The 26,282-nt window shown below is 48.8% G+C and carries 22 protein-coding genes and 1 other RNA gene; 13 read left to right on the top strand and 10 right to left on the bottom strand.

The genetic code is table 11. The annotated features are described in order from the left end of the window. Positions 1 to 93: 93 nt before the first annotated feature. Positions 94 to 1,485: a class II fumarate hydratase gene (gene fumC / locus AOG36_RS04780; protein WP_015106762.1), complete on the bottom strand. Its 1,392-nt coding sequence runs from the start codon at positions 1,483 to 1,485 to the stop codon at positions 94 to 96. A 99-nt stretch (positions 1,486 to 1,584) separates the two neighbouring features. On the opposite strand from fumC, the gene AOG36_RS04775 reads away from it, so the two are divergent. Genes AOG36_RS04775 through AOG36_RS04760 form a run of 4 tightly spaced genes read left to right on the top strand, consistent with a single transcriptional unit; the run spans position 1,585 to position 7,180 of the window. Next, positions 1,585 to 1,959: a FixH family protein gene (locus AOG36_RS04775; RefSeq protein WP_015106763.1), complete on the top strand. Its 375-nt coding sequence runs from the start codon at positions 1,585 to 1,587 to the stop codon at positions 1,957 to 1,959. Next, a complete protein-coding gene (gene crdB, locus AOG36_RS04770) occupies positions 1,960 to 3,153 on the top strand; it encodes a copper resistance outer membrane protein CrdB (RefSeq protein ID WP_015106764.1) in 1,194 nt (397 codons plus the stop codon). Continuing rightward, positions 3,150 to 4,094, top strand: a complete 945-nt coding sequence (locus tag AOG36_RS04765) for an HlyD family efflux transporter periplasmic adaptor subunit (RefSeq protein WP_053825621.1) — start codon at positions 3,150 to 3,152, stop codon at positions 4,092 to 4,094. Before crdB ends, AOG36_RS04765 begins: the two co-directional genes overlap by 4 nt. Further along, positions 4,094 to 7,180 carry an efflux RND transporter permease subunit gene (locus AOG36_RS04760; protein WP_015106766.1) on the top strand — a complete coding sequence of 1,029 codons (3,087 nt, stop codon included), beginning with the start codon at positions 4,094 to 4,096 and terminating at the stop codon, positions 7,178 to 7,180. Before AOG36_RS04765 ends, AOG36_RS04760 begins: the two co-directional genes overlap by 1 nt. 222 nt (positions 7,181 to 7,402) lie before the next feature. Here AOG36_RS04760 and AOG36_RS04755 read toward each other — a convergent pair whose 3' ends face one another. Genes AOG36_RS04755 through AOG36_RS04745 form a run of 3 tightly spaced genes read right to left on the bottom strand, consistent with a single transcriptional unit; the run spans position 7,403 to position 10,971 of the window. After that, positions 7,403 to 8,131: a fumarate reductase iron-sulfur subunit gene (locus tag AOG36_RS04755; protein WP_015106767.1), complete on the bottom strand. Its 729-nt coding sequence runs from the start codon at positions 8,129 to 8,131 to the stop codon at positions 7,403 to 7,405. Further along, complete coding sequence (locus tag AOG36_RS04750) at positions 8,132 to 10,195, bottom strand: fumarate reductase flavoprotein subunit (protein ID WP_053825620.1); 2,064 nt, start codon at positions 10,193 to 10,195, stop codon at positions 8,132 to 8,134. A 17-nt stretch (positions 10,196 to 10,212) separates the two neighbouring features. After that, positions 10,213 to 10,971, bottom strand: a complete 759-nt coding sequence (locus AOG36_RS04745; RefSeq protein WP_015106769.1) for a fumarate reductase cytochrome b subunit — start codon at positions 10,969 to 10,971, stop codon at positions 10,213 to 10,215. 106 nt (positions 10,972 to 11,077) lie between these two features. Here AOG36_RS04745 and AOG36_RS04740 point away from each other — a divergent pair, with 106 nt between their 5' ends. Genes AOG36_RS04740 through AOG36_RS04725 form a run of 4 tightly spaced genes read left to right on the top strand, consistent with a single transcriptional unit; the run spans position 11,078 to position 15,623 of the window. After that, positions 11,078 to 11,791, top strand: coding sequence for a triose-phosphate isomerase (locus tag AOG36_RS04740; RefSeq protein WP_173380413.1), 714 nt, complete (start codon positions 11,078 to 11,080; stop codon positions 11,789 to 11,791). Continuing rightward, positions 11,788 to 12,804 (top strand): UDP-3-O-(3-hydroxymyristoyl)glucosamine N-acyltransferase, encoded by a 1,017-nt coding sequence (lpxD, locus tag AOG36_RS04735; protein WP_015106771.1) that lies wholly within the window; start codon positions 11,788 to 11,790, stop codon positions 12,802 to 12,804. Before AOG36_RS04740 ends, lpxD begins: the two co-directional genes overlap by 4 nt. Then, on the top strand, positions 12,804 to 14,051 hold the full coding sequence (locus tag AOG36_RS04730; protein ID WP_015106772.1) for an MFS transporter: 1,248 nt from the start codon (positions 12,804 to 12,806) through the stop codon (positions 14,049 to 14,051). Before lpxD ends, AOG36_RS04730 begins: the two co-directional genes overlap by 1 nt. A gap of 12 nt (positions 14,052 to 14,063) precedes the next feature. Beyond that, positions 14,064 to 15,623, top strand: coding sequence for a phospholipase D family protein (locus AOG36_RS04725; RefSeq protein ID WP_015106773.1), 1,560 nt, complete (start codon positions 14,064 to 14,066; stop codon positions 15,621 to 15,623). A gap of 544 nt (positions 15,624 to 16,167) precedes the next feature. On the opposite strand, the gene AOG36_RS08795 is transcribed toward AOG36_RS04725, so the two are convergent. Beyond that, the gene (locus AOG36_RS08795) at positions 16,168 to 16,407 is read right to left on the bottom strand and encodes an MDR/zinc-dependent alcohol dehydrogenase-like family protein (protein ID WP_015106775.1); all 240 of its coding nucleotides are present in this window, start codon (positions 16,405 to 16,407) and stop codon (positions 16,168 to 16,170) included. Between the two features lie 458 nt (positions 16,408 to 16,865). Between AOG36_RS08795 and rnpB the strand changes: the two genes are divergently transcribed. The 3 genes from rnpB (at position 16,866) to AOG36_RS04705 (ending at position 18,364) form a co-directional block, all read left to right on the top strand. Next, positions 16,866 to 17,186, top strand: an RNA gene (gene rnpB, locus AOG36_RS06545) — RNase P RNA component class A. Between the two features lie 6 nt (positions 17,187 to 17,192). Then, on the top strand, positions 17,193 to 18,062 hold the full coding sequence (gene rsmH / locus AOG36_RS04710) for a 16S rRNA (cytosine(1402)-N(4))-methyltransferase RsmH (protein WP_015106777.1): 870 nt from the start codon (positions 17,193 to 17,195) through the stop codon (positions 18,060 to 18,062). After that, positions 18,041 to 18,364, top strand: coding sequence for a hypothetical protein (locus AOG36_RS04705; protein ID WP_015106778.1), 324 nt, complete (start codon positions 18,041 to 18,043; stop codon positions 18,362 to 18,364). Before rsmH ends, AOG36_RS04705 begins: the two co-directional genes overlap by 22 nt. Positions 18,365 to 18,547: 183 nt before the next feature. Here AOG36_RS04705 and AOG36_RS04700 read toward each other — a convergent pair whose 3' ends face one another. From AOG36_RS04700 to sppA, 5 genes are all read right to left on the bottom strand, one after another. Beyond that, entirely contained in the window at positions 18,548 to 20,416 is a 1,869-nt protein-coding gene (locus tag AOG36_RS04700) for a motility associated factor glycosyltransferase family protein (RefSeq protein WP_053825618.1), read from the bottom strand. A gap of 5 nt (positions 20,417 to 20,421) precedes the next feature. Next, a complete protein-coding gene (locus AOG36_RS04695) occupies positions 20,422 to 21,849 on the bottom strand; it encodes a Do family serine endopeptidase (protein ID WP_015106780.1) in 1,428 nt (475 codons plus the stop codon). Positions 21,850 to 21,899: 50 nt separating this feature from the next. Next, positions 21,900 to 23,315 carry an amino acid permease gene (locus tag AOG36_RS04690; RefSeq protein WP_084815804.1) on the bottom strand — a complete coding sequence of 472 codons (1,416 nt, stop codon included), beginning with the start codon at positions 23,313 to 23,315 and terminating at the stop codon, positions 21,900 to 21,902. A 129-nt stretch (positions 23,316 to 23,444) separates the two neighbouring features. Then, positions 23,445 to 23,882 (bottom strand): CopD family copper resistance protein, encoded by a 438-nt coding sequence (locus AOG36_RS04685; RefSeq protein WP_015106782.1) that lies wholly within the window; start codon positions 23,880 to 23,882, stop codon positions 23,445 to 23,447. Between the two features lie 51 nt (positions 23,883 to 23,933). Then, on the bottom strand, positions 23,934 to 24,794 hold the full coding sequence (gene sppA, locus AOG36_RS04680; RefSeq protein ID WP_053825712.1) for a signal peptide peptidase SppA: 861 nt from the start codon (positions 24,792 to 24,794) through the stop codon (positions 23,934 to 23,936). A gap of 81 nt (positions 24,795 to 24,875) precedes the next feature. On the opposite strand from sppA, the gene AOG36_RS04675 reads away from it, so the two are divergent. After that, positions 24,876 to 25,100, top strand: coding sequence for a hypothetical protein (locus tag AOG36_RS04675; RefSeq protein WP_053825616.1), 225 nt, complete (start codon positions 24,876 to 24,878; stop codon positions 25,098 to 25,100). A gap of 4 nt (positions 25,101 to 25,104) precedes the next feature. Beyond that, on the top strand, positions 25,105 to 26,282 hold a 1,178-nt coding region (locus tag AOG36_RS04670; RefSeq protein WP_084815798.1), incomplete at its 3' end, for an MFS transporter.

Genomic DNA, 26,282 nt, shown 5'->3' with positions numbered 1-26,282 from the left:
TCAAGCATGTGTACATGCAAAAAAGAAAATTGGGCTAAGCCCCTAAAATGATGTTCAAACTTGGCCACCAAGCCACTAAGCCAAACGCCTAAGTTACGCCTTGGGGGCGATCATGTGAGCGGGGACGACCCACGCGTCGAAGTCCTTTTCGCTGAGTAGTCCAAGCTCTAGGGCAGATTCTTTGAGGCCGATGCCCTTTTTATGGGCATTTTTGGCGACTTTAGCGGCGTTTTCATAACCGATGTGGGGGTTTAAGGCCGTAACGAGCATCAAGGAGTGGTGCAAATAATAGTCGATTTTGTCCTTGTTGGGCTCAATGCCACTGGCACAATGTTCGTTGAAGCTGAGCATGCCATCGGCCAAAAGCTTCACGCTTTGCAAGAAGTTGTAGATGATGACGGGCTTAAACACATTGAGCTCAAAATTGCCCTGAGAGGCTGCAAAGCCGATCGCTGCATCGTTGCCCATCACCTGCACGGCGATCATCGTCAACGCCTCGCATTGGGTGGGGTTGACTTTACCGGGCATGATGGAGCTGCCCGGCTCGTTTTCGGGGATGGCAAGTTCGCCCAGCCCACAGCGCGGACCACTGGCAAGCCAGCGGATGTCGTTGGCGATTTTCATTAAGTTGGCCGCTAGTCCTTTGAGCGCGCCGTGGGCGAAGTTGATCGCATCGTGGCTGGTTAGGGCGTGGAATTTATTGGGCGCACTCTTAAACGCTTGCCCCGTGAAATGCGTGAGCTCTTCAGCGACTTTTTGGGAGAGCTCGGGGTGGGCGTTTAAGCCTGTGCCCACAGCCGTGCCCCCGATGGCAAGCTCCCTTAAGCCCTCCAAACTCTCTAAAATTTGCGCCTTAGAGTGCTCTAACATGCTCGCATATCCGCTAAATTCCTGCCCCAAAGTTAAAGGAGTCGCGTCTTGTAAATGCGTGCGCCCGATTTTGATGATGTCTTTAAACGCCTCAGCTTTGGCGTGCAAGGTGGCGTGCAAGGTGTCTAGGGCGGGCAGTAGCGTGCCGGTGAGCTCCAGCACCGCCACAATGTGCATCGCCGTGGGGAAGGTGTCATTCGAGCTTTGCGACATATTGACATGGTCGTTGGGGTGGATCAACTTTTCTTTCCTAAAATCCGCCCCCAAAATCTCGGTTGCCCTATTGGCGATGACCTCATTCATGTTCATATTCGTCTGTGTCCCGCTGCCTGTTTGCCAAATGGCTAGGGGGAACATCCCTTCTAATTTGCCATCCAAAATGTCCTCGCAAGCCTGCATGATCGCGCCTGCTTTTTGTGCATCCAGCTTGCCTAAATCCTGATTGACCTTGGCTAAAGAGCGTTTAAGTTTGGCAAAGGCAGCGATGAGTTCATGGGGCATTTTCTCCACCCCGATTTTAAAGTTCTCGAAACTTCTTTGGGTTTGCGCGCCCCAGTATTTGCCATCCTCGACTTTAACCTCGCCCATGGTGTCGTGTTCGACTCGATAATGCATGCACTTCCTTTTAAAAAATTTTCTAAACTTTAACACATTTACACAAAAATTACACAATCCTTATCTAACATTAGGACAACTTTTTACAAGGAGTTTATGATGAAACGATTTGCCTTTTTATTTTTAGCGGGGGCACTGGCTTTGAGCCTGAATGCCTATGAGCTGAAGTTCAAAGCCAGCGGGACAGATGTTTCTTTAAAGTCTTCCAATAAGTTTGTCAATGGCAACAATAAATTCAGCATCACCCCTACTATACATGGCAAGGCGATCAAAGGGGCGCAAGTGAAGGTCAAGTTCTTCATGCCTGAAATGCCGGGCATGCCCGCCATGCACGAAAGCGCCAAATTGACAGAAAAAGACGGGGTTTATTCAGGCTCTGTAAACTTGCCCATGAACGGGACTTGGCAAATTAAAGTGGAAATCAAGACCACAGATGGGCATGTGTTCAAAGGCAAAAGCAGCGTGGATATCTAAATGCGTGCGCTTGTGCTTGGTTTGATCTTTGCAATGTGCGCCCTGCAGGCAGTTCCCTTAACCTTGCGGGTGGTGTATGCCAAATACCTCACCAAAAACGCCAAGATCGCCAGTTTGCAAGCACAGATAGACAGCCTGCAAGCACAAGCCAAGGCGGTGAGCCGCTGGGACAACCCTATTTTGTATGTGGGCTACAACAACGCTGATGTGAATAACTTTTTCATCTTGGATTCAAGTTTTATGCAGAGCATCAGCGTGGGGCTTAGCCAAAAGTTCGATGTGACCGGCAAAAGGCATACACAAAAGCAAGTGGTGCAACTCGAGCGCCAAAAAAAGATTTTAGAATTAGAGCAACTCAAACAACAAATTGCGATCAATATTTTAACCAACGCCGTCAATGTCTATAAAAACACCCAAAAATTAGCCTTGCTTAAAGACGCTTTAAGCAATTTAGACAATTTGCTTTATAGAGCCGAGCACTCCAGCAGCCCCGATCAAATCGCCATCGCCAAATTAGAAGTCATCAAAGCGCAATGGGAGATCAAGCAAAACGATTTACAAGACAGCCTCGCCGATAATAAAATCAACATCAGCGAGCTGACCTTTAATCAAAGTGATTTATTAAGCCTAGCACCCAGCCCCGTGGCTTTCAAGCCCGAGCACGAAATGAAGGAAATCATGGACACGAACCGCACCATCAAGATCGCCAGCCTCAAAGACAGCCAATCTTTAAAGAACATCACCCTAGCCAAGAAAAGCTTTTTAGAAGACATCAATGTAACCGCTAACTACCTCTTCCGTTCTAAAATCTTTGACATGTTCACCATCGGGGTGGCAATCCCTCTGCCCCTCTATGGCAAGCAAAGCAATACTTTGCAGCAGCGCAAAGAAGAGCATTTAGTAGCTCTAAACGCCCTGGAGAACACCAAAAACAGTGTGCAACACAACGCCCGCAAATTGATTAAAAAACTCACACAATTACAAAAAAACCTAAGCAACATTGACCAAATTTTACAAGCAAGCGAGCACATTGTGAAAATCTATAAAGACAATCTGCCCTCCTCTCAGGGCGATTACAACAGCTATTACAACGCCTTCAACGACACCATCAACACCAAATTATTGCAGTTAGAAACCCTAAGCACCCTCACCACAACCTACCTTGCGCTAGAAAACCTCAAAGGGCTAAAATGAAAAAATGGATTTTCGGGCTTTTATTGAGTTTAGCGCACTTGCAGGCGGTGGGCAGCGTGGCGGTGCAACTTAAAGAGTTTGCCCCTTTTAGGCAGTATTACGCCACTCTGTCCGCCGATGAGCGCAAGGTGTATTCTTACAACCTGCGCTTTGATGGCTTTGTGGAAAAACTTTATGTGAATCGCACTTACCAGAGTATCAAGGCGGGCGACAAACTCTTTAGCATTTACTCCCCCGCTTTAATCTCGGTGCAAAGCGAATTGCTCTCCTCTTTGCACTTCAACCGCCAAGTCGCCCAAATGCAAGAGAAGTTGCGTTTATTGGGTGTGGGGGCGGGCGAGATCGATAAGATCATGCAGACAAAAAGGGTGCAAAACAGCGTAGAAATGCTAAGCCCCTTTAGTGGCGTGGTCTTTACTAAGAATATCAATGAGGGGGAATTTATTAAAAGTGGGGCTTTGGTGTTTCAAATCATTGATTTAAAAGCCCTATATGTCTTGGTGCGGGTCAATCAAGAGGATTTGGATTTTGTGCGCCACTTGTCTAAAGCGCAGATCAAGATCGAGGGCGTGCCCGGGGTGTTTGATTTAGAGTTTTCTAACATCAACCCCCTTGTGGGCGCACAGGACAAAATGCTACAAGCCCGCTTCATTTTAAAAAACCCCAACAATCTTTTTTTCCCCAACATGTTTGCCAAGGTTACGATTTACCAACCCGCCCAAAAGATTTTAATCCTGCCTAAAGAGGCGGTGTTGATTAAAAATGGGCGGGCGATCGTGTTTAAAAAAGACGACGACTCTTTTGACTTCACGCCCATTAAGGCCAAACGCTTGAGCGATGGGAGTTATCAAGTTTTAGAGGGGCTTAAAGCGGGCGATGAGGTGGCTAAAAACGCGCTCTTTATTTTAGATGCCGATGCGATCAACAATGGGGATGAGTGATGATTAACGCAATCATTTCGCTCTGCCTCAAGAATAAGCTGATCGTTTTAATGGGGACTTTCTTGCTCTTTTTGATTTCGCTTTGGGCGATCCAAAACACCCGTTTAGACGCTCTACCCGATCTCTCGCCCACGCAGGTGGTCGTGCAGGTGAGCTACCCCAACCAAAGCCCGCAGGTGGTGCAAGAACAGGCGGTTTATCCATTGGTGGCTAATTTTATGGGGATTGCCGACATTGAAACCGTGCGGGGGATCTCCAGCTATGAAACGGGTTTGGTCTACATCATCTTTAAAGATGGCGTGGATTTGTATTTTGCCCGCGATCGGGTGAGCGAGCAAATGGCGCGGGTGAAGTTGCCCGCTGGAGTGAAGGTGGAGATGGGCAGCGACTCGACTTCGATCGGCTGGGCTTACCAATACGCTTTAGTGAGCAAAACCAAGAGCCTAGCCGAGCTTAAGACCTTGCAGGATTTTTATTACCGCTACGCGCTTTTAGGCGTGGATGGGGTGAGCGAGGTGGCGAGTGTGGGGGGCTTTGAGAAAAACTATGAAGTTACCCTAGATAATGACGCTTTGGTGAAATACAATTTAAGCGTAGATGATGTGGTGAATGCCATTAAAAAGTCCAATCAAGACACCGGCGGGGGGATCGTCTTAGAAAATGGGTTTGAAAAGATCATCCACGCCCAAGGCTACACCAAGAGTTTAAAGGACTTGGGCGAAATTGTGCTTAAAACGCCCAACTTAACGCCCATTAAGCTTAAAGATGTCGCCACACTGAATTTAACCCCTAAACCGCGCCGCTCCGTGGCGAACTTAAACGGCACGCAGGAGGTCGTGGGCGGGATTGTGATGGTGCGCTACCACGCCGACACCTACCGCATTTTAGAGCGTATCAAAGAAAAGATCGCCCGCTTGCAAGAGGGCAACCCCGATGTGAAAATCGTGCCCGTGTATGACCGCAGCGAGCTGATTAAAAAGGGTGTGGATAATTTGATCCACACGCTCATAGAAGAGAGCGTGATCGTGCTTGTCGTGATTGCGCTCTTTCTCTTGCACTTTAGAAGTGCGTTGGTGGTGATCATCACTTTGCCCTTGTGCGTGTGCCTAAGTTTTTTACTCATGCACTTTTTCAACATTGAGGCGAGTATTATGAGCCTAGGGGGGATTGCCATTGCCATCGGGGCGATGGTGGACGCGGCGATTGTGATGGTCGAAAACGCCCACAAACACCTAAGCCACGCCAACATAGAGAACGACCAACAACGCCAAGAGGCGATCATTGCCGGTGTCAAGCAAGTGGGCCCGGCGATTTTCTTTGCCTTGATGATCATTGTGGTTTCTTTCTTGCCTATTTTTGACTTGAGCGGGCAGGAAAAACGGCTTTTTTCGCCCCTAGCTTACACCAAAACCTTTGCCATGCTTGTAGGGGCTTTGCTCTCTATCAGTGTCGTGCCGATTTTAATGCTCTTTTTTATCAAGGGCAAAATCATAGAGGAATCTAAAAACCCCATCAACGCCTTTTTTATTAAGGTTTACGGGGTGTGTTTGACCTTTGTGTTGCGCCTGCGTTGGGTGTTCTTAGCCCTTAGCGTGGTGGGTCTTGGCGGGCTTTACTTTGTGTATAAAAAACTCAACTGGGAGTTCATCCCTGCCATTAACGAGGGGGTGGTGATGTATATGCCCGTTACAACCAACGCCGTAGGCATTGACACGGCCAAGAAGTATTTAGAAGAAACCAACAAGCACATCAAGGCGATCCCTGAAGTCAAACAAGTCTTTGGCAAGGTGGGGCGGGCTAACAGCAGCACGGACAGCGCAGCCCTTTCCATGCTAGAAACCTACATTGAGCTCAAACCCAAATCTCAGTGGCGGCCGGGCATGACTTATAAGAAGCTAAGGGATCAATTAGAAAAAACCTTACAACTCAAGGGCTTGGTGAACTCGTGGACCTACCCCATTAGAGGGCGCATTGACATGCTCTTAACGGGGATTCGCACGCCCTTAGGCATCAAACTTTATGGCAAAGACCCCTATTTACTCCAAGAACTGGCGATCAAAATGGAGCAGAAGTTGAAGACTTTGCCCCAAAGTTTGTCCGTCTTTGCCGAAAAGTCCAACAATGGCTACTATCTCAATGTGGACCTACGCCCCGAAAAATTGGCGCAATACAATTTAACCAAACAAGCGGTGTTGGATATGGTGAGCTATGGCTTAGGGGGGGCAAGCATCACCACTTTAATTGACGGCGTGGAGAGTTACCCGATTTCTGTGCGGCTCAAAGACACCGAGCGCAACAACATACAAGCCCTGCAAAATCTCTACATCAAAACCCCCGCGGCGAGCTATGTGCCTTTAAGGGAGTTTGCTAATGTCTATTATGAGAACGCCCCTGCGGTGCTTAAAAGTGAAAAGGGCTTGAATGTGCACTTCATCTACATTGTGCCTAAAAATGGGGTGAGCTCAGAGAGTTATCGCGAAGCGGCCATCAAAGCCCTAGAGAGTTTGCGCCTGCCTAGCGGGTATTACTACGAGTTTTCGGGCGAGAGCCAATATTTAGATGAAGCCTTTGCGACCTTAAAATATGTCGTGCCGATGAGTATTTTCATTATCTTTCTTTTGATCGTATTTGCGCTCAAAAGCCCCACAAATTCGCTCTTGTGCTTCTTTAGCCTCCCCTTTGCCTTTTTGGGTGGCCTTGTTTTCATGAAACTTTGGGGCTTGAATTTAAGTATTGCCGCATTGGTGGGCTTTTTGGCACTACTAGGGGTGGCGAGTGAAACGGCGATTGTGATGATCATCTATTTGGAGGACGCTTACCAAAACTTCTTAAAACAAGAGCAACACACAAGCACCAAACTTAAAGAGGCGATCATGCACGGAGCAGTGCAAAGGGTGCGCCCCAAGTTAATGACTTTCTTTAGCATTTTGGTGTCCTTAGTGCCCATCATGTACTCGCATGGGGTGGGCTCAGAGATCATGCACTCCATCGCCGCGCCTATGCTAGGGGGGATGATCACCAGTGTGGTCTTAACCCTCTTTGTCATCCCCACGGCGTATTTTGTGATCAAAAACCGAACACTTTAAGCCGCATTAAACTTCTTGCCCTAGGCATTTGGGGTGGTGTTGGTGCCGTGTATGTAGTTTGGGTGGGTGTGCTCCACTTGATGGCTCAAAGCTTAAAAAAATTTAAGTCCCATGTTGCATAAAAACGGGTTCTTATCCTATCCATCAATCTAGTTCATTTTTTAAGCGGGAGATTAAACTTCTAGGCGAGTGTCTAAGCACTCTTAAGCAAACAGCAACCGCCTAGCGGTTGCGCCCCACCTTCGCCATTCTGTTGCGTAGGTCGGCTAAAGTGCCTTGCAAGGGGATTTGTTTGGGGCAGGTGTCGTGGCAACCAATGAGGCTCATGCACCCAAAAACCCCATCGTCATCGCCCACCAGTTCATAGAAGTCGTCATCGCTGCGCTCATCGTGTGAGTCGATCAAAAAGCGCATGGCGCGGTTCATCCCCGCCGCCCCAATGAAGTTTTCGCGCATCAGTTTCGTGCCACAAGCCGCGATGCAGCACCCGCATTCAATGCAACGATCGAGCTCAAAGACATTTTGCGCTTCATCCGGATCGATGCGCTCTTCTGGTAGCGTAATGTCCACTTCTTTGTTGTGGTGTGCCCAACTCTGTACCCTGGTGTTCATTCCGGCAAACCACTCGCCCGTGTTCACACTCAAATCTTTAATCAAAGGAAAAGAGGGCATAGGCATGAGCGTGATGACGCTCTCGCTAAAGCTCGAGGTCAAGGTTTTGCACGCTAAGCGCGGACGGCCATTGACCATCATCGCACAGCTGCCACAAATGCCCGCCCGACACACAAAGTCAAAGCTAATGTCCGGGTCTAGCTGTTCCCTGATCATTCCTAGGGCAATGAAAAGCGTCATTGAGGGGATTTCCTCTAGCTGATAGTCTTTAAAGTGGGGTTTAGAAACCGCACTTTGGGGGTCAAACTTTAAGGCGCGGATGGTGATTTGGCGTCCCATTTATTCTCCTTTTCCTTGATCATCTAGGCGGACATTGCGCGCCTTGTACTTGGGTTGTAAATCAAAGGGCATCAAGGCATCCTGCAGATCATAGCGATCCCCCCCTTGCGCTCGGATGCGCTCGGTGATTTCTTTGATCTCAGCGTCCCGTTGTTCTTTCAAGGGGTGGGGGATGAAGTTGCCCTTGGCCCCATAACCCCTAAAATCGGGGCTCAGCTCCATTTTCATAATGTCTAAAGGCTCATACTCTAGGGTGGGCAAGGTTTGGTTAGGATCAGGCCAAGAGGCTAGGGTGCGGTTTAACCAATTTGCATCATCTCTTTTGGGGTGGTCTAAGCGGGTGTGTGCGCCCCGACTTTCGGTGCGATCTAATGCCCCCTTAGCGATGCAAAGGGCGATTTTGAGCATTTTTTGGGTGCGGTAAGCGTCCTCAAGCTCGGGGTTGTTGTGAGTCTTTTTGTTTTTCACATGGATATGTTTAGAGCGTTTATAAAGTTCCTCTAACTCATTTACAGCGGCTTCTAGGGAGTGCCCCTCTCTAAACACCCCAACTTTCTCATCCATGATCTCGCGCATGCGCTCCCTGATTTCATAGACGCTTTCCTTTCCATCGTTGTGGAGCAACTCTTGGATATGATCGTGGCTTTTTTGGATGAACTGCTCCACGATGTGGGTGCTAATGTCTAGCTCTGCGCCCTTGCAATACTCGGCAAAGTAATCCCCGATGATCATGCCCGCCACAACCGCCTCGCTCACGGAGTTGCCCCCCAAGCGGTTAAAGCCGTGCAAGTCCCAACACGCCGCCTCGCCCGCACAGAACAGACCTTTTAGATGGCTATGCCCTTTGTGATCGGTGCGTAGCCCCCCCATAGAGTAGTGCTGCATGGGCTTGATGGGTACCCAGCCTTTTTGTTTGGGCGCGCCGGGGCCAAAATCCGGCTCATCAGCGGGCATGCCCTTCATGTTTTCTTCGGTCTCTAGGCTGTCATCGGCTGCGTCAATACCCGCAAAGGTGTGGGCAATGTCGTGCACATCCCGTAGGTTTTTCTCCACATGCGCACGCCCTAAAATCGCAATGTCTAGCCACACATGGTCGCCATAGGGCGAATTTGCCCCATAGCCCTTTTTAATGTGCTCTAAAATGCGGCGGCTCACCACATCGCGGCTGGCTAGCTCTTTTTTCTCTGGCTCGTAAGCGGGCATGAAGCGTCGCCCGAATTTATCCCTTAAAATCCCCCCATCGCCCCTACAGCCCTCAGTCATCAAAATCCCGCTAGGCACCAAAGCGGTGGGGTGGAATTGCACCGCCTCCATATTGCCCAGTTTAGCCACGCCTGTTTCTAAAGCAGTGGCGATACCCACACCATCGCAAATCACGGCGTTTGTGGTGTGCTTATACACCCGCCCATAGCCACCTGTGGCTAAAAGCGTGCCCTTAGCCACATACCCAGTGATCTCGCCGGTGATGAGATCACGCACCACCGCTCCATAGCACTTGCCCCCGTGGTGGATCAAGGCGATCATCTCTTTGCGATCCTCAATTTTCACCTTATGGTGCAGGGCTTCGTTGGCTACGGCGTAAAGCATGGTGTGCCCGGTCGCGTCCGCAGTAAAGCAGGTGCGCCATTTTTTTGTCCCCCCAAAGTCGCGGCTTAAAATATAGCCGTGCCGATCCTCCCTCTCGGTGATCGTCACATGCTCGCCGTTGATCACCGCGGGGCGATCGCCCTTTTTAATGCGCGTCCATGGCACGCCCCAACTGGCAAGCTCTCTAATCGCTTTAGGGGCAGTCGTAACAAACATACGCGCCACTTGCTGGTCGCAACCCCAGTCGCTGCCCTTCACTGTGTCTAAGAAGTGCAAATCCTCGTTGTCGCCCTCGCTCATTTTGGCATTACCAAGGCTGGCTTGCATTCCCCCTTGAGCGGCGGCCGAGTGGCTGCGCCTAACAGGCACCAAAGAGAGCACAATCACATCCAAGCCCACTTGGCGGCAGGCAATGCTGGCACGTAGTCCCGCCAACCCTCCGCCCACAACCAATGCATCGCAATAAACTACTTTCATCGTTATCCCCTTCAGTCTTAATGGAGTTGTTCGTCCGCTTGCACGGCTTGTTGCATGGTCGCAATCTCACCCTTTTGCATGATCCCGTGTTTAACATAAGAGCCATAGGTGAGTAATCCCAGCACGATAAAAAACACGCTCATGCCCCATTTGATTTTGCGCAGTTGATCGATTCCTAAGTCTTTAAACCAACCCCATTTAATGGCGAGACGGTAAAGCCCGATTGAACCGTGCAATTCCACCGCAATCAATAAAAAAATATAGAGCAACCAAAAATGCTGGCTCACAAAGCGGTAGGAGGAGGCGTGTGGTCCTATACTGTGCGGGGCGGTAAGCATCACAAACAAGTGGATACTGGCTAAAAAGAACATCGCAAAACCAGTGCCCACTTGTACCATCCATAGGCTAGTGTCGCCATGCTTCATCAAGTATTTATGGGTTTGGAAGATTTTATACTGCCTGTAGTTGATAGGAAACTTACGCAATGCTAAAAAGGCGTGGACAACTAAAATAATGATCACCGCAGCCGCCACCGCGCTCACAATCGCGGGCTCGCCTGCCTTGACAAACAAACTGCCCTCAAAGAACTTTGTCACGGCATACATCGCCTTGTCGCTGATCAAAATGCTGCTGACAAAGAACATATGCGCGATCATGAACAGAGCTAGAATAAGCCCCGTTGCACTTTGCAAAAAGTCAAGCTTGGCGTACATCCCGCTCTTTTTGCGCTCCGCTCCCACGCCATAATAGCCCTCAATAATTTCCTCTTGTTGCATGCAACGCTCCTAAGATGATTACAATTAAAAAATGATAGCAAAATTATGGTAACTTTTTAGCGATTTTTGCCATGTTTTGCTAAGATATAGCAAATTTTGGGAGTACATTGTGAAATTTGTCTTGGCCAATTTTAAATCCTATGCACTTGATTTATTGCCCTATTTAGAGCATTTGAAGAAAAATTTACCCCAAGAATTGGTCCCTTTTGTTACGCTTTTCCCCCCTTTAAGTACCCTTGGGGCGTGTAAATCTGCTGGTGTGCAAGTGGGCGCGCAGAACGCCTACCCCGCGCTTGAGGGGGCTTTCACGGGCGAGATCACTCTACACGCCCTGCAAGAGCTAGGCATCCACTCTATTTTAATCGGACACAGCGAGAGGCGTTTGCTGGGCGAAGAGCCTAGATTTTGCCTTGAAAAGTTTGCTTTCTTTAAAAAACAGGGCTTTCAAATCGTCTTTTGCATCGGTGAGCCCTTAGCCACACGCGATTTAGGGCAAGAAGCGGTGCTGGATCACTTATTAAAACAATTAGAGGGGCTGGATTTAAGCTATCCTAAGCTTATTGTCGCCTACGAACCGATTTGGGCGATTGGCACGGGCGTAAGCGCGCAAACTAGCGATATTGCTAGCACTATAGGCGGGCTTAAAGCTTGCCTTAAGCCCCGTGTCAAAATCGTCTATGGGGGCAGTGTGCAGGCAAGCAATGCCGACTCTATTTTGAGCTTGCCCGAAGTGGATGGCGTGCTCATTGGCAAGGCGTGCCTAGACCTCCAAGCCTTATTAGATATCATCAATATCAGCCACACAAAGGAGCTTGCATGAATTTCAATGCCTTAAAAGAAACTTATTCGATAGAGGCCACCTTGCCCCCCAATTTTAAAGATTTTGAGATTGTTGGGGTTGCCCCTTTAGAGCTTGCCACGCCCAACCATTTAAGCTATGTAGATCAAAAATCCTATGTGAAAAAACTTAAAGACACCAAGGCAGGCGGCGTGCTCATCCGTGCCGAGTATGCGAGCAAAGTCCCCCCCCACAGCCAAGCCATCATCACGCAAAACCCCCATCTAGCCTTTGCCAAAATCTCACACGCCTTTAAAGTGGATATGTTTAAAACCCCCAGCACCAAAACCCCCCCCAACTTGGGCGCAAATGTTACACTCATGCCCCATGTCATAGTGGGCGAGGGGGTGGAGATTGGGGACAATACGATCATCATGGCAAATGTGGTTCTAGGAGACGGGGTGAAAATTGGCAAGAATTGCAAGATTTACCCCAATGTGACCATTTACCAAAACACACAGATTGGCAATGAAGTCATCATCCACGCTAATAGCGTGATCGGCAGCGATGGCTTTGGCTACGCACACACCGAGCTTGGCGCACATATTAAAATCGAGCACACGGGCATTGTGCAAATTGACGACTTCGTGGAGATCGGGGCAAACACCACGATTGACCGCGCCGTCTTTGGCACGACCCACATCAAGCAGGGCGTAAAGATCGATAACCTGGTACAGGTGGGACATAACTGTGTGTTAGGTGAACATTCCATCATCGTCTCACAGGTGGGGCTGTCCGGCTCTACAACTATGGGGCGCAATGTGGTGCTAGGCGGACAGGTAGGCACTGGGGGGCATATGCACATCGGGGAATTTACCCAAATTGGAGGCAAGGGGGCGGTGGGTAAAGACCTACCCTCTCACACCAACTACGCGGGGGCGATTCCAGCCATGGAGATCCACGAGTGGCACCACTTTCTAGCCACGCTTAGGCGCTTTGCCAAAAAGCAAAAGCCGAGTTTGATCGACAAAGCCAAAGGGTTGTGGAAGCGCTAATGGCACAGAGTAAAAAAATCCGCTCGGTCGTTGCGGCGGCGAGTGGCAATTTAGTCGAATGGTTTGATTTTTATATTTACGCCTTCAGCGCGACCTATTTTGCCCACTCCTTTAGCGAGTCGAGCAACCCCATCATCCAACAGATTCAAGTCTTTGGAATCTTTGCAGTCGGCTTTTTCATGCGCCCTTTAGGCTCGTGGATTTTTGGCTCTCTAGCTGATAAAATCGGGCGCAAAAAGTCCATGATCATGTCTGTGGTTTTGATGTCGATTGGTTCTTTTATGATTGCCGTCCTGCCGACTAAAGAGAGCGTGGGGGACTTGGCGATTTTATTTTTATTGCTGGCGCGCATGGTGCAGGGGCTTAGCGTGGGTGGGGAGTATGGCATTGTGGCGACTTATTTATCCGAGCTAAGCTCCAAGGGCAATCGGGGGTTTTACAGCTCCTTTCAATACAGCACGCTGATCGGGGGGCAGTTTTTGGCGGTGGCGAGCATCAGCGTTTTAATGCTGTTTTTTAGCCTGGCGCAGGTGAGTGCCTTTGCGTGGCGGATTTTATTTGTGGTGGGCGGACTACTGGCTTTGGGCTCTTTGGTGGCGCGGCGTTTGATGGATGAGAGCTCTAGCGAGCTAGAAGAGCACCAAGATCGGGGGACTTTAAAAGCCCTCTTGCCCCATTTAAAAACCTGCTTCATTGTGTTTGTCATCAGTGCAGGTGGGTCGCTCGCCTTTTACACCATCACCACTTACGCCAAAACCTACCTAGAAAATGCCGGCATGGCTAAACCTGTGGTGAATGATGTCTTTGTTTTTGGGCTTTTAATCCTCATGCTCATCCAACCGCTCTTTGGCTACATAGGCGATAAAATCAGCCACAGACGGGCGATCCTCACCTTCACCATCCTTGCCTTCTTTGGCATCGCCCCGATCTTTAGACTGATGTCCATGTATGCCCACAACACCACCATCGCCTTTTTAGCCGTGCTTACCTTATTTTTGATCCTCAGTTTCTACACTTCCGTGTCGGGAATTTTTAAGGCATCTTTATTCCCAGAGCATGTGCGTGCGCTTGGCACGGGCTTTAGCTTTGCGCTGGGAAACGCAGTCTTTGGGGGCTCAACCCCCTACATTGCCCTGCAGTTCAAGCACTACAACATGGAGAACGGCTTTTTTGCCTATGTTGCCGTGATGATGGCATGCATGTTTGCCGCTGCCATGTGTTTGCCTAAAAAGCCCATTTTGGACTGATTAAGGGCTTTGTTGCAACGCTTTTTGTGGGTTTGTTTGCTTTTATACCCGCTCTTTTTGGGCGGTTGTCTTGCTACCATCGCTAAAAAACGCCCCGATCACATCCACCTTTTAGAGAGTTACCAACCCCTAAAAACCCTCCTAGGGCAGGTGTACGCCCAAACCTTGAACCAAAATCCTAAGCAGAGTTTGGGCTTCATTTTGCAAGATGGGGACAGAGCCTTGTTACAACGCATCGCCTTAATCCGCCTAGCCACGCACAACATAGACATACAGACCTACCTTTACAAGAACGACATTTCTTCACGGGTAATGATGTCCGAGCTTTACAAGGCGGCCAATCGGGGGGTGAAGGTGCGCCTTTTGATCGATGACAATGGGCTAGACTCGGACATGTCCGACATCATCATGCTCAACACTCACCCCAACATCGATGTTAAGATCTTTAACCCCTACCATGTCCGCAATAAGGGCTTGCGTTATTTGGAAATGATGGCGTGCTACGACCGCATTAAAAAGCGCATGCACAATAAGATTTTCATTGTGGATAATGTGGCGTTGGTGATTGGGGGACGCAACATCGCCGATGTCTATTTTGACAACGATTTAGATGAAAACTTTTTAGACACGGATGCGCTCTTTTTAGGGGCGGTGAGTCTCAAGGCCAAGCAAAGTTTTTTAGAGTATTGGAACTTTAAAGGCGCGATCCCAGCCAATTTATTGCCCAGCCACAGAAAACTAAAGAAATACGCCAAAACCTACGCCAAGAGCCTCTCTAAACTCTTGCTGGGCGAGCAAAGCACCTATGACAAGGAAGTGCAAGCCTTCATCCAAAAGTTCATCAATAAACAAAACAAGGGCTACCTAGGGCGGGCGTACTTTATTGCCGATCGCCCTGAAAAAATCTATGCTCTAAACCCCACATCCCCCATCAACCACGCCCTGCAAGAGATTTTAAAGCACACCACCAACAGCCTTTACATCGCCTCATCTTATTTAATCCCCGGTCCCGCTCTGCTTAAAACCTTTCAACAGAAACTAAGCGAAGGATTGGAACTTAGCATTCTCACCAACTCGCTCGCCTCCACGGATGCGATTGTAGTCTATGGGGCGTGGGAGAGATACGCTAAAAAATTAGTCAAGGCGGGGGCGAATGTCTACGAAACCAAGAGCGAACTCTCCCGCTACATTAAATACACCCGTAAGGGGGGGGTGCACTTTAAAATCAAGGGTCGGCTTAAAAACTCTCTGCACAGCAAGATTTTAATCTTTGATAGCCAACTGACTTGGATTGGCAGTTTCAACCTAGACGCGCGCTCAGCACAAATCAACACGGAGTCAGTCGTGGTCTTTGACAACCCCGGCTTTGCCCTCTATTTGCAACGGCGCATGCAAGAGCAAATGAGGGGTAGTTGGCACTTGATTTTAGAAAAGCACGCCCTGCACTCTAAATTAATATGGGAGGGAGTGGAAGACGGGCAGGTGGTGCGCCATAACACCCCCCCGGACACCTCCCCCTTTTTGCGCTTCATTAAAAATTGGTCTAAAATTTTGCCCGAAGATGAGCTGTAAAGGGGTAAACAGCTTAGATTTTCACCAAGACTTTGCTAATTTGTACGCCTTGCTCTAGATAGTGTGGGCTTTGGCAATGTCTGTAAGGGCGAAAGTGCGGTCAATCTCAGGCGCAATTTTTGGCTGACTAGGGCCTCTAGATATAGGCTTTTGCCTTTTCTAGTCTTGAGGGGTTTGTGGTGAGCTCAAACAATTCATACCCTTACAATGCAAGATGTTTGCCAAGCGATGTTATCATGGCTCAATGCACCATAAATGATATAACACCTGTTTTTAGCCATCGCTTTAAAAAGGGTCGTTGCCACTGGACCACCCACAGGATTAAACACAAGATTAACCCCCTACCCTCTTGTAATTTCATTTAAACAGCTGCTTAAATCATCCTCTTGTGTGGCAAGCACAAAATCCGCCCCCCTGTCAAATAAAATGTCCCCTTTGGCGTGTGTGTGAGGGCGATGGTGGTTGCTCCTAAAATTTTGGCAAACTGGAGCGTAGACAGGCCATGTTGCTTGTGGCTGCACCAAAACCACAAAATCCCCCTCTTTCATTTGGTAAACTTCACTAACCCTCCATAGGTGCTGATGAATGCCATCCAACTTGCCACCATCTCTTTAAAAGAAAGATTTTGCGGGTGTTTGACAGCTGAGTGGGCTGGCAAGTTTGCTGCTTTAGTATAAGTGCCGTATTGTGTGAGAGAAAAGCTGGAGATCACGCTCACGGCATCGCCTGCTTGAATATTTTTCACATTTGTACCCACGGCACACACCACACCCGCCCCCCTCATAGCCTAATTTGGAGGGAAATTGTGGGAGATAGGGATAAATATAGCACCCCGCCAATACATGATCTCTTGCGCAATTTAGCCCGAGCACCTTAAAGGCAATTTATATTTTATCTGCACCAGGGGCGGGAACATTGACATCCACAATCTCTAACACGCTTGAATTGCACTTGCCTGCTCATAAAAAACTGCCCCTAACTAAATCATCCGCTACAATGGATTGCAAAGGTGGTGTGCATCACGGCAACCATGCTGACAAAGTGTTTGTGGGAGCTAGAAGCCGATCAACCCATCATTAGAAAAATACACCCCCACAATCCCGCCCACAGTTTAGTACTCGCTGCACGAAAATTGTAAAACTTTGCTCCCTGCGCTCAATGCACTTTACCAGTGGGCGGTAACGCTAGAGCAAAGGCCGTCAATTCCATAAACCTTAAGCTAATTTTGGATAGAATCGCGCCTTGCATGGGCGGTGGTTGCTTTGGGTCAAACCAAAGAGGAAAGTCCGAGCTACGAAAGACAGGATTCCATTTAACGGATGGCTAGCGCAAGCTAAGGGAAAGTGCCACAGAAAATAACCGCTCTTTAAGAGTAAGGGTGAAAAGGTGGGGTAAGAGCCCACCGCGCCCCAAGCAATTGGGGTCGGCTTAGGCAAACCCAATCTGTAGCAAGAAGTGTATGGTAGAGTCTTTGATGAGGCACTTCGCAAGAGGTGGGTTGTAAAACCCACCCAAGATAAATAACCACCCTCGACAGAACTCGGCTTATGCCCATGCTTAAAGGATTATATGCACCAAAGTGTTTTATTAGAAGAGGTTGTCGCTCTTTTCAAACCTCTAAGCCAAAGGCCACAGCCTATTTTAATCGACTGCACTTTGGGTTTGGGCGGGCATAGCCTAGCCCTGTTGCAAGCCTACCCCAATTTACACATTGTCGGCATTGATAGAGATAAAGAAGCACAAACTTTAGCCCTTGACAAACTCACCCCCTACAAAGAGCGTTTCACCCACAAACAGGGTAATTTCGCTCAAATTTTACCCACCCTGCCCTCCCCACAGGGCATTCTAGCCGACTTAGGGGTGAGCTCACTACAACTTGACAACCCTAATCGGGGCTTTGGCTTTAACGCCTTGAGCTTAGACATGCGCATGGACACGGGGCAGAGTTTGGACGCGTTTAAGGTGGTGAATGGCTATAGCCTGTATGAGCTGGAACGGGTGTTGCAGACGGGCGAAGTGAGGGAATACAAAAAAATCGCCTCTCTCATCGTGCAACAACGCCACAAACAGCCTTTCAACACGGCGCAAGATTTGGCCAACTTTTTAGCCAAGCACACCCATAGGGGCAAGTTGCACCCCGCGACCTTAGTCTTTCAAGCGATTCGCATGGAGGTGAATGCTGAAATGCAAAACCTACAAACTTTGTTAGAGTATTCTAAAACCTTGCAAGACACGCTTTTATGTGTCATTGCCTTCCACTCTTTAGAAGACAGACAGGTTAAGCACGCCTTTAGAGAATACGCCAAAACCTATGGCGAAATGCTCACTAAAAAGCCCATTACCCCAAGTCCGCAGGAAGTGCGCCATAATCCGCGTGCGCGTAGCGCTAAAATGCGGGCTTTTCACTTTAAGGCTTTATGGTGTCCTCCAAACCCCTAGAACCTGAAGGGCAAGAAAGGCGGTTGCGCGCCACGGACAAAGAGCGCGAAGCTCTTTTTGCTGAAAACAAGGAAGAGCAACAAGGCCTATCCCCTTTAAATTTAGGGGCGGTTTTCATTATTTTTTTCATTACCTTGGTGCTCTTTGCGCCCAAGATTTATCTTAGCAACAACATTTACTATATAAGCCGCTCCATCCAAAAACTCCAAAGCCAGAAAGAGTTGTTGCAGGAAGAAAAACACCGCCTAGAATTAGAACTAGAAAAACAACGCTACAAGTATAATGTGGAGAATATGCAGTAAACCGTATATTGGTTTGCTCGAACCGTGTAGTGGTTTACTAGAATCGCACAGCAAGCAACACACATGATAGAGTTTTAACCCAAATCCCCCATATCAACGCGATTAAAAGGCCTAGCCCAAACCCCCCACCTACAGAAACAAACCAAAGGGCTTTTTAGGTACAAGCCACATCTAAAGTGCACATTAGAGCCTAGCTAAACTCCCTTCATAGGCGGCACGCATGGTTTCTAGAGTATTTAAAATGATTTCTTTAGCCTTGGCGTAAAAGGCGGGCAGGTCGGCTTGTTTTAAGGGCAGGCACGCCACGAGTAGGTGCAGACATAAATGGGCGAGCGAACCCTCTAGCAAAATCCCCACAAATGGGTTGTTTTGCGTGGTTGTTACGCTTAGAGCATTGATGCGATCCACTAAGGCGTACAGCTCCTTTTTGGCACTTATTGGGGTGTTTAAAAGCTCTGCTAAAGCCTCTTTAAAGGCGTTGAAGTCCCCTCTTGGTGGGCTTAGCTTCAAGGGTTTAAAGGCGTTTTTAATGCGCCTAATAGCCCTATCTTTCTTGCCCCCTGTGAGCTTTAAATCCTTGACACTTAGGGGGGTGGTGTGCTCTATGAGTGCCCCTCTAGAGAGATTATAGACTTGGTTTTGGTGTTGCTTAAAAAGCTGTGCCATTTGTTTAGCCGAGAGTAGAAATAGGCCATCGCTAAAGACTTTGTTGCCGCCAAAATTGGAGCGCACCTCTAGGGCATCTGGGGGAATCAGGGAGCTTTCTGCTCCATAATAGGAACCCTTGGCGTGCTTGGCTTGTCCCTCAATGTAGCCGCAATCCAGTCCGCATAAAATCAAAGTGTGGCTAAAAAGGCTTGCAAGTGCCACTCCCGCGTTACCTACAAAGGGCGCGCTAAACTCCACGCTCAAATGGGGCGCAAGATACCCGCTACCACTACCCCCGCGCATAAACATATACGCCTCTTTGGCGCAGGCTAGGGCACTAGGGTTTAGCATATTGCCACAAATTAGGGGGGTGTCGCCTAGTGGTGCACTCATCAACACATCTTTTAAGTAGTCGATGCGCTCAATTTCAATTTGAAAATCCACGGGTATCCGCGCATTTTTGAGCACCTTTAGAGCCGTCCCGCAGCTAAAAACCACCATTTTATCGGCGTTTTCTTTTAAAAAGGGTAGCAAGCCATCTAAACTAGGGCCATTGCCCACCACGCAAATGGGCAAGTCTATGCGCTTAAGATGTTTTGGCTGCAAAATAGGCAGGTTTGTTTTTAAATTTTCTAGGGTGTTGGCAAGCCCTAGCATTTCATCCTCAAAACTGCCCCATCCTCTAAGCGCGCTTTTTTTAGTGCTGTAGAAGCGTTGCACTTGTTCTTTAGTGGAATCGTTTTTATAGGGGTCAAATTCTAAATGCAAAAAGCTATGCGTGATTTTTTTCATCAAAAAGACATGTTGCCATAAAGTGGGGGGCATTTGTCCTAAACTTAGCACGCAAGCATTGGGCGGGGTCGCCTCAAACAAGTGGGCGTAATCTATAAAGTAACAACTGATACGCCACAAATCGGGGTGTTCTTCACATAAATACAGGGCGTGGAAATACGCCCCCTGTTCTAAGAGCAGTGCCAAGCACAGCCCCCCCGCCAAGCCGTAAAAAATTGTGGGTGGATAAAAGTTTGTACCCAAACGATAAGTGTTAGAAGTGAAGCTTAAATCCAATAAGGCTTGGCAACCCTTGTTGGTTAAGGGCAGAGATTTAAGGGGGCTTAGGGGGGTGATTTGGTTGTCATCTAGCCGCCATTTGGGATTTGTAAGCGGAGATTTTGCCCACTCTTTTGCAAGAGAGAACATTTGGTGCTGCCCCTCTACACAAGGGAAAAGCAAAGAGCGATCGTTTAGATTGATGACATTAACCCCGCACGGATCGCTTAAGAGATTGTAGAGTGTGGGGGGTTTAAGAAGAGTGGCATAGAGTTTAGGCAAGCAGGCTTTAAAAAACTCTAAATTCCTCTCAAAGCACACCCCCATCCTCTCCTCTGTAATCAACCCCTCCATTGGAACTACTTCGCTACAATTTGTTTATATCCTCGATTAGGATCAAAGACCAAGAAGCGTTTGGGGACATTGCGGTAACGGCTCAAGGCATGGTTGAAGTCCTCAATGTTACGCACGCTCACATTTTCAATTTGCATGATCACATCACCCGCTCTAAAGCCCAAATCTTGCGCTTTAGAGTTGTCTTTGACCTCTTGTACCAACACGCCGTGGATTTCTTCAGGGATACGCGCCTCTTTGCGTAGTTTGGGGGTTAGAGTTTCCACTTTAAGGCCGCTGAGCTGTCCATGTGCGCCCTCGTGTGCGGTGCTGGTTTCTTTTCTATTGGGGTTTTTGCGCTCGGTGAGCACTAGACTTGTAGTGTATTCCTTCTTGTTACGCATGTATTTAATCGTTACCCGTTGATTGGGTGCCATAGAGCCGATTAAGTTGCGTAACTCGGCGGAATTTTTCACCTTTTTGCCATTGACTTGTGTGATCAGGTCCCAAATCATCAGCCCCGCTTTTTTAGCTGGGGAATCTTTCTCAATGCTGATGACCACCGCCCCCTCTTTACCATTATAGCTGGATTGCAACTCGCTGCTGACATCTTGGATGCCCACACCTAGATAGCCTCTGTGGATGGTGCCGGTTTTGATAAGCTGGGTGGCAATGTGTTGCACAGTGTTAGAGGGGATCGCAAAGCCTACGCCGTGGTTGCCCCCCGTGCGCGATAAAATCGCCGTGTTGATCCCAACCAACCCGCCCCGGCTGTCGATCAAAGCACCCCCTGAGTTACCCGGGTTGATCGCCGCATCTGTTTGGATGAAATTTTCGTAGTTGTTGATCCCAATGCTCGTTTTGTTGAGCGCGGAGATGATGCCCTGCGTTACGGTTTCGCCCACGCCAAAGGGGTTACCAATCGCAAAGACCAAATCCCCAACCATAAGGTCGCTGCTGTCGGCAAATTGGATGGTGGGCAGATTTTCTTTATTGATCTTGATCACCGCCAAATCGCTGTCTGCGTCCTTGCCCACTAGGGTCGCTACATACTCCTTATTGCTCCCGGGGATGGTTACGGAGATTTTATCCGCTCCATCGATGACATGGTTGTTTGTTACAATATAGCCATCTTGGGAGATGATCACTCCACTGCCCAGCGCGCGTTCGACTCTGTCTTTAGGCACTGAGTTATACAGATCGCCAAAGAATTGTTGGAAAAAGGGATCGTTGAACAGCCCCCCGCCCATAAAATTGCTCTTGATTTTCTTTTGTGTGGAGATGTTCACCACCGCCTTGGTCGCCTCTTTTACAGAGTTGTGGAAAGAGTAGATGGTACTGCTCCCGTTATGATCCGCCCCCACGCGGTTTTTCACCTCTGGCATGGTTTGGATATTGATCGAACCCGCCCCTAGCCCTACGGCTAAAGCCACGCTTAACGCTATAAACCTCATCGCTGTCCTTTTAAAATTAAGTATTTCTGTTTAGTATAGCCAAACTTTGTTTAAGCCTGTCCCCATCTATCCTTAGTGAGGTAATAACCCACATAGCATAAAATGGTGTAACCAATGGTCAAATACGCCCCGATGCGCTGCTCTGGGTCCATATACGCCCCCACGATCCCCACGATCGATCCACTGATGCCCACAAACTGGATCAAAGGCAAGAAAGGGGCGCGGTAGGGCAGATCGTCTAAAGATTTGCCCGAAGCCACGAACTGCTTTCTAAAATTGTATTGCGCCACGCTCACGCTGATCCACACGATGATCACGCTGAAACTGATGATGTTGATGAGCGATTCGATGACCTTCTCAGGGGCAGTGGCTTGGGTGAGCATGCCAAGAAGCGTAAAACCCATGGACAAATACATCGCATAAATAGGCGTGCCTTGTTTGTTAAGCTTGGCAAAAATGGGTGGAAACATCTTTTTTTGTGCCAAGCCATAGACCATGCGGCTGGAGGCATAGACCCCTGAATTGGCGGTAGATAAAATCGCTGTAATGATCACAAAGTTCATCACATCAGCTGCATAAGGAATTCCTGTACCGATAAAGGGCAGGGGGATGCGCTCTAAAGTCGCCACAAAGGGACTTTGGGCGATGCTTGAATCAGTCATGGGCAAGAACACAGAGATCACCACCACCGAACCTAGAAAGAAAAACACAATGCGCCATAGAGTGGCTTTAATGGCTCTGGGCATCGCTACGCTGGGATTTTTTGCCTCGCCGGCTGCCACACCCACGATCTCCGTGCCCGTGTAGGCAAAGATCACCGCCAAGATCACCCCAAAGACCCCACTAACCCCCTTGGGGAAAAACCCCGCCTCTAGCCCTAATTTTGGGTTGGCGTGCGCCATGTAAAAATTCGCCCACACCGAACTAAAGCCGTGCAAGTGGATTTGGTAAATGATCCCCACCACGCCTAATAAAATGAATAAAAAGACCGCTAAAACCTTCACGGACGCGAGAAAGAACTCCCCCTCGGCAAAGACACGCACCGAAAAGGCGTTGAGCAAAAAAATCAGCACAATGCAGCCCATCACAAAGTAATACACGGACACATCAGGAAACCAGCGCTGCATTAAAAGCCCCACGGCGATGTATTCCACCGCCACACTAACAACCCAGCCCACCCAATACATCCAAAAAACCATATACCCCGTGGCCGGCCCGATAAAGCGGCTAGCGTAGTCACCAAAACTGCCCGTGGTGGGGTACACGCTAGCTAGCTCGCCTAAAGACAAAATGATGGCATACACAATCACCCCGCCCACCATGTAGGCAATCAGCGTTCCCAAAGGCCCAGCGTTGGCGATGTTGCCCCCCGTGCCCACAAACAACCCCGTGCCAATCGTCCCACCCAGCGCAATCATCAGCAACTGGCGTAATTTAATACCCCGTTCTAAATGTTCATTTTCCACAAACTTCCTTTCAGCCCCCTCTTTAAACACCGCCCACGCCGTTTAAAACCGCTTAAAACCGCCTTAAGAAAGAATGCCACACACAAAGTTTTAAATAGTGGGGAGGTAAAGAAGTGTAGAGGGTACACATTAAGCGTACCACATGTATTTGGCGCACACGATGATGAGCGCGCCTAAAATGAGAGCGGTGGGGTGGATGATGCCGCCAATGGGGTTCTTTTTGTTTAAAAATTTACAAGTGAGCGCGATTGCCACCATCGCAAAAATCCCCCCCGCAAAGAGAAGTTTCAACATGAGCACCTTTTGAAAAGGTGTCTCAAAATACCCCTTGTCTCCCCCGATGTATTGGCCCACCATCATCCCCCCCGTGATCAAGAGCAAGAGTACACAAATGGGCATGATCTTCACCGCCCGCTGGCCAATCCCCTCCTCTGCCTTATTGGCGATCTCTTCTCCGTAAATGCGCTTCACATTGGGCAAGATCACCACATCAAAGAACAGATAGCCGAGGAAAATCACGGCACAAAACAAATGGACAATGAGGACATAAGGGTAAATCGTAGCCATAAGCAACCTTTGCACATGTAATCAAAACCCCCTATTGTAGCCTAAGTTTGGCTAATGAAGCCCCACACCCAAATACCGCCCTACAATTTGGGTCGTGGATTGCAAGAGTTTATCTAGCAGTCGATCCAAGCGGTCTTTTTGCAGCCATAGGGGGTCTTTGACATGCGCCATCGCCTGCAAGGCTTTGATGGCTTGGTTATAAGTGCCTATGTGATCGATGAGGTGCAAATCTAGGGCTTCTTTGGCGTTAAAGATTTTGCCCTCGGCAAAATCGGGGGCGTGTTTAGGATCAAGCTTACGCGCCTTAGCCACATCGCCCACGAACATTTGATATTCTTGATCGAGCAAGTGCTGTAGGTATTGCTTTTCTTTATCTGTCCACGCCCGCGTGAAAGTGCCCACCTCTTTATATGCCCCCTTAGCCAGCCCCTGCGCCTTGATGCCTAGTTTATCCATCAGAGCTTGGATGTTCACGCTGCTAAAGATCACTCCAATCGATCCCACCAGCGCGCCCCGATTGGCATAAATCGCATTGGCTACCATCCCTGCGTAATAGCTTCCGCTTGCCATCACGCCCTGCACGTAAGCCACCACGGGCAGTTTCTGTCTAAGCTCGGCGATCATGTCATTAAGCTCCACGCTAGCACTAATGCTACCACCGGGCGAGTCAATGAGCAAGAGCACACCCTTTATGCTCGGATTTGCCAGTACTTGTTTGATCTGCGCCCTTAGAGTTTCGCTCTCAAAAATAGGCCCGTAGAGATAGATTTTAGCCAGATTGGGCTGGGGTGTGTGCGTGCTCTCTTTGCTCATAAACACAAACAGCACAATCAAGATCAAGACAAGCGCCTTGAAATAGCGGGTGATGAAGTCTAGGGGGGTTGTGATCAACTTTACCAACTTGGCGAGCATGACAAACTCCAAAAAGGGGATAAATCCTTATTATACTACCTTAAATGAAAGTGTGTTATAAGCCTAGCAAAAAGAAAAGCGATGGCATGCAAGTTCTGCCCCAAGGTTCGGCGGGGCGATCTGTTGTTTATTGTCGTGGCGGGGTTGGCCTTTTATGGGGTGTACACCTACCAAATGCGCCAAGTCCAACAAGTGCAAGAAGAAAAGCGCACCCAAGACTTACAGAAGTTGCAAGAGTCTTGCGCACACCACGACAAGCTGGTGTGCCAAAAATTAAAGCCGGGCTCACAAGAGCCACAAAGGTAGCCCAATGTTGCAAAAGATTCTCCCCCTCGTGTTTGTGTCCTCTCTGCGCTTTTTAGGGTTGTTTATCGTCCTACCCGTGATCTCTTTATACGCCGTGAGTTTCAAGGCCTCAGCGGCGATGATGGGGCTAGCCGTGGGGGGGGCGTATCTCACCCAAATTTTATGCCAAACACCTATAGGGATTTTAAGCGACAAATACAGCCGTAAAAAGGTCGTGCTGTGGTGTTTGGGGGTTTTCACCGTGGGTTCTTTTCTGTGCTTTATGGCGCACAATATCCAAACCCTTGTGATTGGGCGTTTGATCCAGGGCATGGGGGCGATGGGCGGGGTTTTAAGCGCGATGATCGCTGACCTTGTAGAAGAAGAAAAGCGCACCCACGCGATGGCGATGATGGGGGCGGGGATTTTCTTTAGCTTCACGGCAGCAATGGTGATAGGTCCTAGCATTGGCATGCACTTTGGGGTGCAATGGCTCTTCATGCTCACCGCCCTGCTTAGCCTAGCTTCCATGTTTTTAATGGTGTTTAAAGTCCCCGAACCGCCTAAGATTGTCTACACCCTTAAAGAAAAGCCCCGCTTGCTAGACGCTTTAAAAAACAAGGACATTTTCATCATCAATAGCTGCTCTTTCTTTGAAAAGTGCTTGATGACCTTAATCTTTGTGCTCATCCCCATCGCCCTCGTGCATGAATTTAAAATGGATAAGGGCGTGCTGTGGAAAATCTACACCGCCGGCGCAGTCCTTGGCATGGTGAGCATGGCACCCGCGGCCATCATCGCTGAGAAGTTCAACAAAGCCAAGGGGGTGCTTTTAAGCGGGGTGTTTTTATTCTTGATCGCCTATGCGTGCTTGGCTTATGCCGATCGGCATTTAGACTCGCCCACCACTTGGCTTTTTATCGGTGGGATCATGTGCTTTTTTGCTGGCTTTGGCACGCTTGAGCCGATCATGCAATCTTTGGCGAGTAAATTTGCTAAAGCACACCAAAGGGGGCTGGTGCTTGGCATGTTTGTAGCCTATGGCTATGTGGGCTCGTTTGTAGGGGGGATGCTAGGGGGCATGGGTTACACTTATTTGGGCGTGGAGAAAGTGGCGATCCTCGTGGTTGTGGTGTGTGTGCTGTGGCTGGGGCTGGGGGGGTTTCCAAATTTTTTTTCCCCTTTTTTGGGGGGTTTTTTTTT

Source organism: Helicobacter heilmannii, assembly GCF_001283065.1.
In the GTDB taxonomy this organism is placed as follows: Bacteria; Campylobacterota; Campylobacteria; order Campylobacterales; family Helicobacteraceae; genus Helicobacter; species Helicobacter heilmannii.
This window is presented reverse-complemented; position numbering and strand designations above follow the sequence as displayed.

Excerpts from the sequence above, each read along its gene's own strand:
- fumC (WP_015106762.1), bottom strand. The coding sequence starts at position 1,485 with ATGCATTATCGAGTCGAACACGACACCATGGGCGAGGTTAAAGTCGAG.
- AOG36_RS04775 (WP_015106763.1), top strand. The coding sequence starts at position 1,585 with ATGAAACGATTTGCCTTTTTATTTTTAGCGGGGGCACTGGCTTTGAGC.
- crdB (WP_015106764.1), top strand. The coding sequence starts at position 1,960 with ATGCGTGCGCTTGTGCTTGGTTTGATCTTTGCAATGTGCGCCCTGCAG.
- AOG36_RS04765 (WP_053825621.1), top strand. The coding sequence starts at position 3,150 with ATGAAAAAATGGATTTTCGGGCTTTTATTGAGTTTAGCGCACTTGCAG.
- AOG36_RS04760 (WP_015106766.1), top strand. The coding sequence starts at position 4,094 with ATGATTAACGCAATCATTTCGCTCTGCCTCAAGAATAAGCTGATCGTT.
- AOG36_RS04755 (WP_015106767.1), bottom strand. The coding sequence starts at position 8,131 with ATGGGACGCCAAATCACCATCCGCGCCTTAAAGTTTGACCCCCAAAGT.
- AOG36_RS04750 (WP_053825620.1), bottom strand. The coding sequence starts at position 10,195 with ATGAAAGTAGTTTATTGCGATGCATTGGTTGTGGGCGGAGGGTTGGCG.
- AOG36_RS04745 (WP_015106769.1), bottom strand. The coding sequence starts at position 10,971 with ATGCAACAAGAGGAAATTATTGAGGGCTATTATGGCGTGGGAGCGGAG.
- lpxD (WP_015106771.1), top strand. The coding sequence starts at position 11,788 with ATGAATTTCAATGCCTTAAAAGAAACTTATTCGATAGAGGCCACCTTG.
- AOG36_RS04730 (WP_015106772.1), top strand. The coding sequence starts at position 12,804 with ATGGCACAGAGTAAAAAAATCCGCTCGGTCGTTGCGGCGGCGAGTGGC.
- AOG36_RS08795 (WP_015106775.1), bottom strand. The coding sequence starts at position 16,407 with ATGAGGGGGGCGGGTGTGGTGTGTGCCGTGGGTACAAATGTGAAAAAT.
- rsmH (WP_015106777.1), top strand. The coding sequence starts at position 17,193 with ATGCACCAAAGTGTTTTATTAGAAGAGGTTGTCGCTCTTTTCAAACCT.
- AOG36_RS04705 (WP_015106778.1), top strand. The coding sequence starts at position 18,041 with ATGGTGTCCTCCAAACCCCTAGAACCTGAAGGGCAAGAAAGGCGGTTG.
- AOG36_RS04700 (WP_053825618.1), bottom strand. The coding sequence starts at position 20,416 with ATGGAGGGGTTGATTACAGAGGAGAGGATGGGGGTGTGCTTTGAGAGG.
- AOG36_RS04695 (WP_015106780.1), bottom strand. The coding sequence starts at position 21,849 with ATGAGGTTTATAGCGTTAAGCGTGGCTTTAGCCGTAGGGCTAGGGGCG.
- AOG36_RS04685 (WP_015106782.1), bottom strand. The coding sequence starts at position 23,882 with ATGGCTACGATTTACCCTTATGTCCTCATTGTCCATTTGTTTTGTGCC.
- sppA (WP_053825712.1), bottom strand. The coding sequence starts at position 24,794 with ATGCTCGCCAAGTTGGTAAAGTTGATCACAACCCCCCTAGACTTCATC.
- AOG36_RS04675 (WP_053825616.1), top strand. The coding sequence starts at position 24,876 with ATGGCATGCAAGTTCTGCCCCAAGGTTCGGCGGGGCGATCTGTTGTTT.